Origin of the sequence: Collinsella aerofaciens, from assembly GCF_040920445.1 — a bacterium.
In the GTDB taxonomy this organism is placed as follows: domain Bacteria; phylum Actinomycetota; class Coriobacteriia; order Coriobacteriales; family Coriobacteriaceae; genus Collinsella; species Collinsella aerofaciens_BH.
The window spans coordinates 1-13,916 of sequence record NZ_JBCOTQ010000015.1 but is presented as its reverse complement, the minus strand read 5'-3'; the positions used below and the strand labels follow the sequence as shown (position 1 = coordinate 13,916).

9 protein-coding genes are annotated in these 13,916 nt (G+C 61.4%); 5 read left to right on the top strand and 4 right to left on the bottom strand.

Features of this window, described 5'->3' with window-relative positions; all coding sequences use genetic code 11:
- Positions 1–675 (bottom strand): L-serine ammonia-lyase, iron-sulfur-dependent subunit beta (gene sdaAB, locus AB5405_RS03830; protein WP_368137653.1); only part of this gene is annotated, 675 nt, incomplete at its 3' end.
- A 311-nt stretch (positions 676–986) separates the two neighbouring features.
- On the bottom strand, positions 987–2,267 hold the full coding sequence (metK, locus tag AB5405_RS03825) for a methionine adenosyltransferase (RefSeq protein ID WP_368137652.1): 1,281 nt from the start codon (positions 2,265–2,267) through the stop codon (positions 987–989).
- 298 nt (positions 2,268–2,565) lie between these two features.
- Here metK and gltX point away from each other — a divergent pair, with 298 nt between their 5' ends.
- The 5 genes from gltX to AB5405_RS03800 all read left to right on the top strand — a co-directional run bounded on the left by gltX (position 2,566) and on the right by AB5405_RS03800 (position 9,818).
- A complete protein-coding gene (gene gltX / locus AB5405_RS03820; RefSeq protein ID WP_368137651.1) occupies positions 2,566–4,041 on the top strand; it encodes a glutamate--tRNA ligase in 1,476 nt (491 codons plus the stop codon).
- Positions 4,042–4,111: 70 nt separating this feature from the next.
- The gene (gene priA, locus AB5405_RS03815) at positions 4,112–6,583 is read left to right on the top strand and encodes a replication restart helicase PriA (RefSeq protein ID WP_368137650.1); all 2,472 of its coding nucleotides are present in this window, start codon (positions 4,112–4,114) and stop codon (positions 6,581–6,583) included.
- 18 nt (positions 6,584–6,601) lie between these two features.
- Positions 6,602–7,138 (top strand): peptide deformylase, encoded by a 537-nt coding sequence (def, locus tag AB5405_RS03810; protein WP_368137649.1) that lies wholly within the window; start codon positions 6,602–6,604, stop codon positions 7,136–7,138.
- 362 nt (positions 7,139–7,500) lie between these two features.
- Positions 7,501–8,421 carry a methionyl-tRNA formyltransferase gene (gene fmt, locus AB5405_RS03805; protein WP_368137648.1) on the top strand — a complete coding sequence of 307 codons (921 nt, stop codon included), beginning with the start codon at positions 7,501–7,503 and terminating at the stop codon, positions 8,419–8,421.
- Positions 8,418–9,818 carry an RsmB/NOP family class I SAM-dependent RNA methyltransferase gene (locus AB5405_RS03800; protein WP_368137647.1) on the top strand — a complete coding sequence of 467 codons (1,401 nt, stop codon included), beginning with the start codon at positions 8,418–8,420 and terminating at the stop codon, positions 9,816–9,818. The genes fmt and AB5405_RS03800 overlap by 4 nt, the downstream gene beginning before the upstream one ends.
- Positions 9,819–9,958: 140 nt before the next feature.
- On the opposite strand, the gene AB5405_RS03795 is transcribed toward AB5405_RS03800, so the two are convergent.
- Together AB5405_RS03795 and AB5405_RS03790 are read right to left on the bottom strand one after the other, a co-directional pair.
- On the bottom strand, positions 9,959–10,195 hold the full coding sequence (locus AB5405_RS03795; protein WP_148331383.1) for an FmdB family zinc ribbon protein: 237 nt from the start codon (positions 10,193–10,195) through the stop codon (positions 9,959–9,961).
- 88 nt (positions 10,196–10,283) lie between these two features.
- Positions 10,284–13,580, bottom strand: coding sequence for a 4-alpha-glucanotransferase (locus tag AB5405_RS03790; RefSeq protein ID WP_368137646.1), 3,297 nt, complete (start codon positions 13,578–13,580; stop codon positions 10,284–10,286).
- Between the last annotated feature and the right edge of the window lie 336 nt (positions 13,581–13,916).

Sequence of the window (13,916 nt, the reverse complement as noted above, 5' to 3'; positions counted from 1 at the left end):
CGTTGCGTAATCGACATTGTCGAGCTTGCGCAGCATGGGGACGACGGTGTCGTCGGGCGCGCCGTCGGTCTCAAAGACAGAGTAGGCCTGGCCGCCCACTTCGGTGCGGTAGGTGCGGCAGAAGGCGATGTTTACGTGGGCGTAGGCGAGCAGGTTGGTGAGCGCGGCGAGTACACCGGGGACGTCCTTGTGCGCCACGAAGAGCGTGGAATACATGCCCGAGATGTCGACGCCGACGCCGTTAATGCGGCTGATGCGCATCTTGCCACCGCCCAGGCTCTCGCCGCGGACCTGTGCCGTGGCGCCCGTGTCGTCGACCATGTCGATGTCGACGGTATTGGGGTGGATGGAGGCGTCGTCGCCCTTGATGTCAAAGTGATATTCGAGGCCCTGCTCGCGCGCGAGGTCGAAGGCTTGTTTGATGTTCTCGTCATCGGTGTCGAGGCCCAGGATGCCCGCGACGAGCGCACGATCGGTGCCGTGGCCGCGGTAGGTGTGGGCGAAGGAGTTCCACAGGCCAAAGGTGACTTTGGTGATGCGGCCTTCCAGCAGGCTGGCGGCAACTTGGGCGCACCGCAGGGCGCCGGCGGTGTGCGATGAGCTGGGGCCGACCATGACGGGCCCCAAGATCTCGAATGCAGAGGTCGTAGCTAGTGTTTGCGGCTTGCCTGCCATGGGTGCTCCTTCTTTGTCCCGTCGTTCCGAGGGCTTTGGTATTTGGTCGCCTGCTCGGGCAGTCCTGCTCGCACGGAGGCCACATTAAGTGGCCTCCGGCTCGTGCGGAACTCGCGACCGACCAAATACCAAAGCCCTCGGAACTTAGGATACATGGTTGGAGTCGCTCTGCTGCAAAATTCATCGGCCTATGACTTATTCCATGTCCCAGATCGGCTCATCTTCACCACCTTTAAATAAAAAAGAAGTACCGGTTGGGGCCGGTACTTCTTTTGGTGCGTCGATATTTGGTTGCAGCTTTTGCTGCTGGCTTACAGGCCGCAGGCTGCTTTGAGTTCTTTGACTCGATCGGTTTTTTCCCAGGTGAAGTCGGCGTCTTCGCGGCCGAAGTGACCGTAGGCTGCCGTCTTTTCGTAGATGGGGCGACGCAGGTCTAGGTCGCGGATGATTGCACCCGGGCGCAGGTCGAAGGTCTTCTCTACGGCCTCGACGATCTTGTCCTCGGCAACATGTGCGGTACCGAAAGTGTCGACCATGATTGAGAGGGGCTTGGAAACGCCGATGGCGTAGGCAAGCTCGACTTCGCAGCGGTCGGCTAGGCCGGCGGCGACCACGTTCTTGGCGACCCAGCGCGCGGCATACGCGGCGGATCGGTCGACCTTGGTGCAGTCCTTGCCGCTAAAGGCGCCGCCGCCGTGACGGCCGTAACCGCCGTAGGTGTCGACGATGATCTTGCGGCCGGTGAGGCCCGTGTCGCCCATGGGGCCGCCCACGACAAAGCGACCGGTGGGGTTCACGTAGATGTCCGCGTTGTCCCACGGCATGTTCTCGGCGGCCATGACCGGGGTGATGACGTGCTCGATGAGGTCGGCCTTGATCTTGCCCATGTCCTCGATCTCGGCGGCGTGCTGCGTGGAGATGACGATGGTCGTGACCTCGACGGGCTTGCCTTCCTCATAGCGCACGGTGACCTGGGTCTTGCCGTCGGGACGCAGATAGGCGAGGGTACCGTCGTGGCGCACGGCTGCCAGGCGCTCGGCCAGGCGGCTTGCCAGGTAGTGTGGCATGGGCATGAGGGTCTTGGTCTCGTTGGAGGCATAACCGAACATCATGCCCTGGTCGCCGGCACCGATCAGGTCGATCGGGTCGGTGGTAGCGCCGGTCTGGGTCTCGAAGGACTCGTCGACGCCCTGGGCGATATCGGGCGACTGCTCGTGGATGAGGCTCATAACGCCGCAGGTGTCGCAGTCAAAACCGAACTTGGCACGGTTGTAGCCAATGCGGCGGATAACGCCGCGGGCGATTTCCTGTACGTCGACGTAGGCCTGGGTGCGAATCTCGCCGGCGACGATGACGGTGCCGGTGGTCACGAGGGTCTCGCAGGCGCAGCGGACGTTCTCCACGTTGGCCGGCACGCCGTTGGGGGCGATGTAGCCCTGCTCCTGCAGCTCTATTTCTTTGGCGAGAATTGCGTCGAGGACGGCGTCGCTGATCTGGTCAGCGATCTTATCGGGATGACCTTCGGTCACCGACTCCGACGTAAAAACAAAGGACCCGTGTTGGGGTGGGATGGAACGAAGTTCTTCTGACATGATTGTCCTTTCAATAACGTGTCCCGGCGACCGTTACCATTCCGCCGGGCTCTCTATGCAAGGGCACATCATAGCGCGTAAATCAAACATTCACACCCTTTCCGCACCTACTCATTGGGGGCAGACTTAAATGACCAGCCTTACCTAAGTGCCGACAGGTTGCTCAAAGAATGGTCATTTAAGTCTGTCCCCAATGAGTAGGTCCCCAATGATTGGGTCGGTGCCCTTTGTGCGGAGGTTGCATTGATGCTTTATACTGGTGCGGTTAGACATCCATCCTGCAATCGAGGAGATTTCCATGGCATCAGACGTTCGCGTCCGCTTTGCACCCTCACCGACGGGCAAGCTGCACATCGGCGGCGCCCGCACCGCTATCTATAACTGGGCTTTCGCCCGTGCAAACGGCGGCACGTTCATCCTGCGCATCGACGACACCGATCCCACCCGCTCCACCGACGAGAACACGCAGATCATCCTGCGCGCCATGCGTTGGCTGGGCCTGGACTGGGACGAGGGTCCCGAGGTGGGCGGCGATTTTGGCCCCTACGCCCAGACCGAGCGCCTGGACCTGTACAAGCAGGCCGCCCAGAAGCTTTGGGACGAGGGCAAGGCCTATCCCTGCTTCTGCACCAAGGAGCAGCTCGACGCCGACCGCAAGGCCGCGCAGGAGCGCAAGGACCCCTTCCAGGGCTATCAGCGCCGTTGCCGCGATCTTGATCCCGAGGAGGCCCGCCGCCGCATCGAGGCCGGCGAGTCCTACGTCCTGCGTATTAAGGTGCCCGAGGACCGCGGCGACGTCGTCATCCACGACGCCGTCCACGGTGAGGTGACCTTCGACGCCAAGGAGCTCGACGACTTTGTCATCTTCCGCTCCGACGGCACGCCCACGTACAACTTCGCGACCGTCGTCGACGACGCCATGATGAAGATCACCCACGTCATCCGCGGCGACGACCACCTGTCCAACACCCCGCGTCAGGTCATGGTTTACGAGGCCCTCGGTGCGCCCGTGCCTACGTTCGCCCACATCTCCATGATTCTGGGCGCCGACGGCAAAAAGCTCTCCAAGCGCCATGGCGCCACCTCGGTGGAGGAGTACCGCGATGCCGGCTACCTGCCCGATGCGTTCGTCAACTACTTGGCACTGCTCGGCTGGTCGCTCGACGGCGAGACCACGATCATCCCGCGCGATGTTCTGGCCAGCAAGTTCTCGCTCGACCGCATCTCCAAGAACCCGGCGACCTTCGACCCCAAGAAGCTCGATTGGGTCAATGCCGAGTACATCAACGGCATGTCCGATGCTCAGTTTGTCGACGAGATCATGGTCCCCGAGCTGCACGAGGCAGGCCTTATCGAGGGTAACGTCGAGTACGGCGAGGACTGGATCGACGCGCTCGCTGCCATCGTCAAGCCGCGCACCAAGATGCCGGCCGACGCCGTGACCGTCGCCGCCCCCATCTTTGCCACGGCCGAGACCCTCGAATATGACGAGAAGTCCGTCAACAAGGGCCTGGCCAAGGAGGGCATGGGCGCCATTCTGGACGCCGCCAAGACCGCGCTCGAGGGTGTTACCGAGTGGACGGCCGCCAACATCGATGCCGCGCTTGAACCGCTGCCCGAGCAGATGGACCTCAAGAAGCGCGTGGTGTTCCAGGCCGTGCGTGTCGCCGTCTGCGGCAACATGGTGAGCCCTCCGCTGGGCGAGACTATGGCGCTCGTCGGCCGTGACGACTGCCTGGCGCGCATCGATCGCGCCCGCACGATGGCGCTGTAACAGTCGCGCAAACGCATGTATCCGAGCCCCGTTCACCCGAGCGGGGCTCTTGTTTCTCAAGGCGTATGGGATGGGAGGCACAGAGACCATGGCCGAGCAACTGTCACTGTTTGGTTCGCCTGAACCCGAGCAGGCTCCCGTAAGGGCCGGCCGCACTGCCGAGCAGGCCAAGCCTGAGCCTGTGCCAGAGCCCATTGCCGCCTACGCGAGCGTGGTCCTCGACATTCCCACCCGTGCGCTGTCCGAGCCGTTTGCCTACGGCATTCCGCAGTCCCTCGCCAATGAGCCCCAGATCGGCTCCACCGTCCTAGTTCATTTTGGCAACCGCGCGGCCGCGGGCTATATCGTCGACATTGCGTCTGAGCTGGGCGACTTGCAAGGCAACGCCGCCCTCGATTCCGTGCGCATCAAGCCTATCGAGGCTATCCTCAGCAAACCGCTCTTTGGCGCCGAGGCCGCCCGCATTGCGCGTTGGATGAGCCGCGAGTATGTCGCGACGCTTTCTGAATGCCTGCGCCTGTTCTTGCCTCCGGGTGGCAGCCCGCGTGTCGTTAAGGGCGATGACGGGGCGTGGGCGGTCGAGCGCCCCGCCGTCAAGCCTATTCAAAACCGCTGGGTGATGCTTACACCCGAAGGCTTTGACTATACGCCGCCCAAGACAGCGGTTCGCCAGCGCCAGCTTATCGAGGCGCTCCAGTGCGGACCGGTCACGACGCGCGACCTCAACCTGCTCTACAACAGTATGTCGGCGACCATCAAGGCGCTCGAAAAACGCGGCGTCGTGGTGGTGGAGGAGCGTCGTGCCTGGCGTGGCTGCAGCGAGCAGACCACGCTGTCCTCGGCGAGCGGCAAGGCGCCGGTCGCGCTCACGGACGGGCAGCAGCAGGCGCTTGCGCAGATTGAGCGCGCCCGTCTTGACGCCCACGGCGACGTGGTGCTTGTAGACGGCGTCACCGGATCCGGTAAAACTGAGGTCTATCTCTCCGCCATCGAGCGCGTGCTCGCGGCCGGCCGTTCAGCGTGCGTGCTTGTGCCCGAGATCTCGCTGACGGCCCAAACCGTCGGGCGCTTCCGTTCGCGCTTTGGCGAGACGGTCGCGGTTTTCCATTCGCGTCTTTCGGCCGGTGAGCGCCTAGACCAGTGGGACATGGTTGCCAGCGGTGTCGCCCGTGTTGTTGTCGGCGCGCGTTCGGCGCTCTTTTGCCCGCTCAGCGACCTGGGCCTTATCATCATCGACGAGGAGCACGAGACCAGCTACAAGCAGGGCTCCAGCCCGCGTTACCACGCGCGCGAGGTGGCGGCCGAGATGGCGCGCCGCTATCGCTGCCCGCTCGTGTTGGGCTCGGCTACGCCTTCTGCCGAGGCCCTCGACCGCTGCCGTCGCGGCACGTTCAACGGTGCCACTTGGACACGCGTCGAGATGCCCGAGCGCCCGGGACACGCCGTGCTGCCCGAGGTTCGCATTGCCGACCTGCGCCGCGAGTTTTCGCACGGCAGCCGCTCCATGTTCTCAAAACCGCTGATGGAAGGCTTGGAACGCGTGGTCGAGCGCCGCGAGAAGGCTGTGCTGCTGCATAACCGCCGCGGCTTTGCGCCGTTTTTGATGTGCCGCGAGTGCGGTTGCGTCCCCACCTGTAACCATTGCTCCACGGCGCTTACGTACCACGAGCGCACCCATACGCTGCAGTGCCACACCTGCGGGTCATCCTGGCGCGTGCAGCCCTATCCGGCGCCCACGAGTCGCTGCCCCAAGTGCGGCAGCCGTTATCTGGCAAAAATGGGCCTAGGCACTCAGCAGATCGAGGACGCGCTGCACCAGATGCTGCCCCAGGACGTCGCCATCATTCGCATGGACGCCGATTCCACGCGCGGCAAGGACGCACATAAAAAGCTGCTCGAGCAGTTCGATGCGGCCGATTGCGCGGTGCTGCTGGGTACCCAGATGATCGCCAAGGGTCTCGATTTTCCCGAGGTCACGCTCGTGGGCGTGGTCAATGCTGACTTTGCCCTCAAGCTGCCCGATTTTCGTGCGGGGGAGCGCGCCTACGACCTGCTCGAGCAGGTGGCGGGCCGTGCCGGTCGCGGCGATCGTCCCGGCGAGGTCATCATCCAGACCTATCTGCCCGAGGACCCGGTCATCCGAGCCGTCGCCGAGCACGATCGCTCGATCTTTGCCGATTACGACCTGGATCAGCGCCGCGACGCACTGTATCCGCCGTTCGTACGCCTGATCAACATTTTGGTGTGGTCGGCAAGCCGCGATGATGCACAGGATTATATCGGGCGCATCGCAAAGCTTCTCAAGCGCCGCTGGCACGCCGCCGCACCCGACTTTTTGCGGGTAGGGAGCGCCGTGCCGCAGGTGTTGGGTCCGGCTTCGTGTGTAATCGAGAGAGCCAAGGACCGTTACCGCTTCCATCTGCTTGTGAAGTCGCCGGTAGGGTACCATGTCTCTGATGATATCGACGCCTGTCTCAAAGAAGCGGGCTCCGTGCGCGGCGTGAGCGTGAGCGTTGACGTCGATGCCTATGATTTGATGTAACAAACCGAAAGGATGGCCATGGAAGCCAACGGAATCGTACTGTCCCCCGACCCTCGTCTGCGCCAGGAGTGCGCCGTCATCGAGGAGATCACCCCGGCGATCGAGGCGCTTGCCGAGAAGATGAAGAAGATGATGTTCGAGAACGGCGGCTGCGGCCTGGCTGCTCCGCAGATCGGCGAGCTCATTCAGCTCGTCACCATCGACTGCGATTACAGCGACAAGAATGACTATGACCCGTACGTGCTCATCAACCCTGTCATTGTTGAGCAGAGCGACCATCTGGTGCCGTTTAGCGAGGGCTGCCTGTCCATCCCCGGCATTAGCTGCGAGATCGATCGTCCCGACCATGTCGTCGTCGAGGCATACGACCTGGACGCCAACCTGATTCGCTACGAGGCCTCGGGCGACCTATTCTGCGTGTGTCTGCAGCACGAGATCGATCACCTGCACGGCAACACCATGTTCGAGCGCCTTAAGCCCATGCAGAGGATCAAGGCAGTCAAGGAGTACCAGGACGCCCTGGCCCGTGGCGCTCGACCGGGCGAGACTGAGTAGATCCCACCGTCCCCTTTCGCCGCAGGGCTTAGGTTTTGCTCCATGCTCAAACAGTCCTGCTCGCACGAAGAGCACATTAAGTGCTCTTCGGCTCGTGCGGAACTGCGCGTGGAGCAATAACCTAAGCCCTGCGGCGGAAGGGGACTGCGTTTTCGTGCTCCTCCTCGCCCGGGTGCCGTCGGGCCAGGGAGGGGCGTCTTCGCTGATAGTCTTTGTTGAGAGGGAGCTGCTTTTATTGCGGCTCTTTCTTTGGTTTTGGGTATATTTGTTCTTGTTGAATTGTTATTGCGGATGTGCTTGGTACTTGGCTTTCCGCCGTTATTTGTAGCCGTCTCGGCTTTGGTTGAGGGGAGACGTTCTTTATGCGTATTGTGTTTATGGGTACGCCTGATTTTGCTGTGCCTTCGCTGACTTCGCTTGTTGAGGCTGGGAATGAGATTGCGCTCGTAATTACTCGTCCCGATGCTGTTCGTGGGCGTGGTAAGAAGCTTGAGCCTTCTCCTGTTAAGTCCAAGGCGCTTGAGTTGGGGTTGCCGGTTGTTGAGGCCAATCGTATGACGCCTGATGTTGTTGAGGCGCTTCAGGCTGCCCAGGCTGACATTTTCTGTGTGGCTGCCTATGGCTGCATTTTGCCTGATGAGGTACTGCATATGGCGCCGCTTGGTATTGTGAATGTTCATGCTTCGCTGCTGCCGCGTTGGCGTGGCGCTGCTCCCATTCAGCGTGCCATTCTTGCTGGTGACGAGGTTGCTGGCGTTTCCATTATGCGCATTGGGCATGGCGTGGATACGGGCGCTTATTGCGCGCAGGTCTCGACCTCGGTTGCGGGTAAGCATGCCGAGGCACTGACCATGGAGCTTGGCGAGCTGGGCGGCAAGCTGCTGGCGGATACGCTGCCGTCGGTTGCCGATGGCACCGCCGTGTGGACTGAACAGGATGAGTCGCTCGTTACGCATGCTGCCAAGATTTCTAAGCAGGAGATGCGTCTGGATCCGCAGATGGGGGCGCTCGACTGCGTGCGCCACGTGTTGGCTTCGTCCGATACCGCGCCTGCTCGCTGCGTGATTGCCGGCAAGACCGTGCGTGTGCTCGATGCCGCGCCTGCTGACGTGTCGCTTGGCGAGGGCGCTGTTGCCGTCAAGAGCAAGCGTGTCTATCTGGGCCTTTCCGATGGCGCGGTAGAGCTGCTCGAGGTTAAGCCCGACGGTAAGCGTGCCATGGCCGCTTCGGCCTGGGCTGCCGGCCTGCAGGGTGCCGAACTTAGGTGGGGTGTACTGTCATGAGCAAGTTGTCTCCCGCTCGCAAGCTTGCGCTCGATGTGTTGATGGAGGCCGATCGTCGCGGCATGTATGCGCGCGACGTGTTGTCTTCCCGTGCTTCCGCCAAGGCCATCGACCAGCGCGATTCCGCGTTTGCCGCTCGCTTGGCGCTCGGTGTTGCCGCGACGCAGGGCATTTTGGATGAGTTGCTCGATCAATTTTTGGATAAGCCCAAAAAGGTCGCGCCGCGCGTTCGCATGGCGCTTCGCATCTCGGCCTTCGAGATGCTCTACCTGCATACCCCTGGCCGAGTTGCCGTGAGTCAGGGCGTTGAGCTGGTTCGTAGCGGCGCTAAGTCGGCTGCCGGTCTGGCGAACGCCGTGCTGCATAAGGTCGCGGACAACGTCGAGGACTTTGCCGCCGCCGCGGGTGCTGATGAGTCCGAGCGCCGTTTGGTTCGCCTGTCTCGCCTGATGGGTATGCCGCGTTGGCTGTGCGCACGCATTATGGCGTCGTTCGATACGCCCGAGGGCGCGCTCAACTTTGCCGGCAATCTGGCGCCCGCGCCGCTCGCTTTGCATGAGAATGCCTTTGCAACCAAACCCGATCCGTACCTATCGCAGCTTGTGGCGCCCGTGTTCCCGGGTTGCCATGCGCCGGTCGATGCGCAGGCCACGGTTGCATCGGGCGTGTTTGAGCGCGCGGCGGCCGTGGCCTCGGACCTTAACGCCCAGCTCATCGCTACCGCGGCGACCCGTCCCGGGCGTTGCCTAGAGATCGGCGCCGGTCGTGGCACCAAGACCTATGTGATGATGTGCCAGGCCAAGCGTGCCGGCTACGATCGTCAGCACACCGCGCTCGATCTGCACGACCGCAAGTGCGATCAAAATCTCGCGCGTCTGCATAAGGCCGGTATCAAGGGTGTTCGCACGGTCTCGGGCGATGCCTGCGAGCTCGATGCGGTCCTCACGTCGTTCGATGCCATGCTTGGTAAGCCTGTCCTGTTCGATACGGTGTTTATCGATGCCCCGTGCTCGGGTACCGGCACCATGCGCCGTCATCCTGAGATCCCGTGGCGCCTAACTGAGAACGACGTTACGACCGAGTTGCCCAAATTGCAGCTTACGATGCTCAAGGAAGCCGCCGCGCGCGTGGCCGCCGGCGGCGAGCTCATCTATGCAACCTGCTCGGTCTTCGACGAGGAGAACACGCAGGTGGTGGACGCGTTCCTTGCTTCTCCCGAGGGTTCCGGCTTTAGCGTGGCGCCGCTTTCCGAAGCACAGATTCTGCAACTCCCCGAGTTCGATCAGGCCAAGAAGCTCGTTTCCGTACGCCAGAACGATCGAGGCCTCTTCCAAAGCGTTCCCGTAAACGCCGACTCCTACGACGGCCACTTCTGCGCCAGACTGGTCCGCAAGTAACTACTAAGTTGCGGTGAAATAGGGATTGAATAGCGGCTTCTAACTGCCAAACAGTCCTTATTTCACCGCAACTCATAGAGCCACCTTTAGCGCAAAGAAATAGCCCCGCGATCGGTGTCGGTCGCGGGGCTGCTTGGTTTCTAGTGGTTATGCGGGCAGTTGGCGCAGCAGCCGCTGGTGGCGTTGGTGCTGGAACCACCGCTTCGCTGGTCGGTGTTGTAGAAACCGCTGCCTTCGAACTTAATGCCGCTGGCCGAGAACGTCTTGGATGCCGGGGCACCGCAGCTAGGGCATACGACCTCGGGCGTCTCGGACATGGGGTGCTCAACCTCAAACACGTTGCCGCAGCTCGTGCACTTGTAATCGTAGCGCGCCATAATACTTCCTTTTCAGCACAAAGCGGGCAGATCGCTCTGCCCGCAAAAATTCAAACAGCTGTAACTGTACCCTATATCGGGGGTTTTATCACGCTTCGCCCCAGAATCTATGAGTGTTGCGCAGGAGCTTCGCAGTTTTCTCCTCGGCTGCAGCAACGTCGGCCTCGTCAGCCTGCCATGTCCAGTTGCCTGTGGCTACACCCGGCACGTTCATACGTGCATCGTCGCCCAGTCCCAGCACGTCCTGCAGCGGCATCATCACGAGCGGTGCACCGCTTGCCAGGGCATTGCCCATGAGCTCGCTTGCCAATGTAATGCCGCTCGGCTCATCGCCGCCTGCAAAGGAGCGCGTGCACCAGCCGGCAAGTGTCGAGGTGTCGTGCGTCGAGGTGTACAGGATCTTTCCCGGTGTGGGGTGAATTCCGCAACGAACGTCGTAGTCGCTAAACTCCAGCACGTCCATGCCGGGGAAGCCGCAGGTCGAAGCCATGGCGCGAACGCCGGGCGTCAGATAGCCCAGATCCTCGGCGATAAAGTTGAGCGGGCCCAGCTCGTCATAGGCGGTCTGGAACAGGTCCTTGCCCGGGCCTGCCAGCCAGCGGCCGTCGGCACAGGCCTTACCGGCGGGAATGCTAAAGTAGCTGTGGAAGCCCAGGAAGTGGTCCAGGCGCACGCGGTCGTAGAGCGAAAACGCACGACGCAGGCGGTCCATCCACCAGCGATAGCCGTTCTCCTTCATGCGATCCCACCGGAAGGTGGGGTTGCCCCACACCTGGCCCTCGGGCGCAAAGTTGTCGGGCGGCGCGCCCGAAATCTCAATCGCCTTGCCGGTATCGGACAGCCAGAAGTTCTCGGGCTCGCTCCACGCGTCGGCCGAATCGTCCGAGACATACATCGGGATATCGCCGATGACCTCGATGCCCTTCTTGTGCGCATAGTTCATGAGCTCGCACCAGGCAAGGTCAAAGCGATACTGCATGTACGCCTGCAGCTCGGCCTCGTCGTGGAAGCGCTTGTCATCGATCAGATACTCGTTGTAGCGCGCTACATCTGCCGGCCAATCGTGGCGCGACTCGCCCTCAAAGTACTTCTTAACGGCCATGTAGACGCAGTACTTTTCGAGCCAATCAGCGTTGCGATGTTTAAACGCCGTGTACAGCGGGTCGGCATCCTCGCCGCCGTGAGCCTTCCATGCAGCAAAGTCGGCGGCCAGCTCCTCGTGACTCTCGGGCAGCAGGTCAATATTGCCCGCAAAGGCCGAAGGCCCAGCGTAAGGGGAGCGGAAGAAGTCCGTCGGGTTGACGGGCAGGACTTGCCAGTAGCGCATGCCCATAGCGGCCAGATGGTCGATAAAGCGACGCGTGGGCGCACCGATTGTGCCGGGCTTGCCGTCATCGGTCGGCACCGAGGTGATGTGGCACACAACGCCCGCGCCATGATCGAGCGGCTCCTGCAGGCGCTTCTCGGCATGGTGATAGATGATCGAAGAGCCCAGCGGGTACAGGTCGAGCGTGACGGTACCGTTGTGGATCTCGCACTCGTGACCGCTGATCACGTCGCTCGCGCATTCGCCGAGCGCCGGAATCGTCACGCGGTGCGAATTGCGCAGGCTGCGGTTGATGATAACCGTCGCGGCCTCGCCGTCTTTGCCCGTGCGGGTGTAAGCCAAGACTTCGTCGTTGAGCGCAAAGGCCTTGATCTCGCCATCGACCATAAAGGGCAGCGCACGGCGCACGGCAGACGCGTTCTTAACGATGGCCAGTGTGTCGAAGTCGTGGAGTTGGTCCTTGGTCGGCAGGGTGCGGCGGTTGCCCGGGTCGGTAAGGCCCTCCAAGCCGTACTCGTCGCCGTAATAGATTGAGGGTACACCCGGGAAGGTCATCTGCATGAGCGTCGCCAGCCAAAAACGGCTCTTGGCCAGGCCCATCGAGTTATCGTCCAGGCGCCATTTGCTGCGCTCGCTCTCGGGCAGCTGCGACTCGTCGGGGCCACCGCCGAGCACCGAGATGATACGCGGACGGTCGTGGCTCGAAAGCAGATTGAGCGCGCAGGCCAGTGCCTCGCGCGGGTAGTTCTCGCGCAGGGTTTCGATATCCTCGGCTGCCTGGCAAGCGTTCTTGTAGCCCATCAAAAAGCCGATGACCATGTCGCGGAAGGGGTAGTCCATGGCGGAGTCGAGCTCCGAGCCCTGCAGATAGCGGCGCAGGTGGCCATAGCTGATCTTGTTGGAGGCGTCTTCCCAGACTTCGCCGAGCAGCAGCGCGTCGGGCTTCTCGGCGAGCACGGCCTTTTTGATCTCGGCCAGGAAGTCGTCGGAAAGCTCGTCGGCCACATCGAGTCGCCAGCCATGGGCACCGGCGCGCAGCCATTTACGGATCACGCCGTCCTTGCCCAGGAGCCGCTCGCGCACCAGTTCGGAGCTCTCATTGATGGCGGGCATGTTGCCCACGCCCCACCAGCAGTCATACGAACCGTCCTCATGGAAGTAAAATGCATCGCGCCACGGCGAGTCCTCGCTCTGCCAAGCACCGACGCCGGGATAATTGCCGTAGCGGTTAAAGTAGATCGAGTCGTCGCCCGTATGGTTGAACACACCGTCCAGAATGATGGAAATGCCAAGCTTCTCGGCCGCCTCGCACAGCTCGGTAAAGTCCTGCTCGGTGCCCAGAATCGGGTCGATCTTGGTGTAGTCGGCCGTGTCGTAGCGGTGGTTGCTCGCGGCCTCAAAGATCGGGTTGAGGTAGATGGCCGTAAAGCCTAGCTCGGCAATGCGGGGCAGGTCATTTTGGATACCCTTGAGCGAACCGCCGTAAAAATCCCAGGTCTTGATGGAGCCGTCTTCGGCACGCTCGTACTCGGGCGGTTCGTTCCAGTCCTCGACCATGCGGCGCTGGATTCCTTTGCGCGGTTTTTCAACTTCGGTAAGCGTGCGCTCGCGCCAGTTTTCGTCGCGGGCATAGCGGTCGGGGAAGATCTGGTAGACCATGCCACGCTCGTACCACTCAGGACGAACTTTGCGGTGCTTGTAGACGGTGATCTGGAAGGACGGGACCTCGGCGTAGTTGTAAGTTACGCCCTCGCCACCGGTGCGACCCTGCGGTGCGCCCAAACGGACCTCGGGCTGACCCTCGATATTGCAGATAAAGCTGTACCAGATAAGACAGGGCTCGGTGCACTCAAGCTCTACGGTAAATATGCCGTCGCCCTCGTGCGTCATGGGATACAGAGACTCACCGATCTCATCGACCCAGGTGCGCAGCGTAAGCGTTGCCTGGTTGGGGTCGGCATCCTCCAAAATCACCGAGAGCGAAACGGAAGTTCCAGTGGTCACAGCGCCAAACGGAGTGCGAAACTGCGGTAGACGGCTGTTGTGAATCAATCTCATAATACGGTCCAGTTCAATAGAATCACGGCCTGCGGGCCATGGGCTTTACGCACAAGATATAAGTATATCTGTTGTACACAGGCTGTATAAACAACATCCGTTTACCATCGGCGAACGGTTGTCCTAGAAAATCGTTTTACCACCCATATTATCGCGATATTTAAAAACGTCTATACCGATACTATTTGTAGCCAAACAAAAGTACTTCGGTTTACTACGACGAATTGAATGATCTCAACCACAGTCATTTTGGTGATATTAAAACCGACGCTCCTATAAGTTGTCAAGAGGCAGTTTGCGGGAGCGTTCTCTCCAATTCGCACAGGAGCTCGTAAT

What these genes read in the sequence shown, in the direction of transcription:
- AB5405_RS03790 (WP_368137646.1), bottom strand. Translation starts at nt 13,580, where the DNA reads ATGAGATTGATTCACAACAGCCGTCTACCGCAGTTTCGCACTCCGTTT.
- AB5405_RS03795 (WP_148331383.1), bottom strand. Translation starts at nt 10,195, where the DNA reads ATGGCGCGCTACGATTACAAGTGCACGAGCTGCGGCAACGTGTTTGAG.
- gltX (WP_368137651.1), top strand. Translation starts at nt 2,566, where the DNA reads ATGGCATCAGACGTTCGCGTCCGCTTTGCACCCTCACCGACGGGCAAG.
- priA (WP_368137650.1), top strand. Translation starts at nt 4,112, where the DNA reads ATGGGAGGCACAGAGACCATGGCCGAGCAACTGTCACTGTTTGGTTCG.
- def (WP_368137649.1), top strand. Translation starts at nt 6,602, where the DNA reads ATGGAAGCCAACGGAATCGTACTGTCCCCCGACCCTCGTCTGCGCCAG.
- fmt (WP_368137648.1), top strand. Translation starts at nt 7,501, where the DNA reads ATGCGTATTGTGTTTATGGGTACGCCTGATTTTGCTGTGCCTTCGCTG.
- metK (WP_368137652.1), bottom strand. Translation starts at nt 2,267, where the DNA reads ATGTCAGAAGAACTTCGTTCCATCCCACCCCAACACGGGTCCTTTGTT.
- AB5405_RS03800 (WP_368137647.1), top strand. Translation starts at nt 8,418, where the DNA reads ATGAGCAAGTTGTCTCCCGCTCGCAAGCTTGCGCTCGATGTGTTGATG.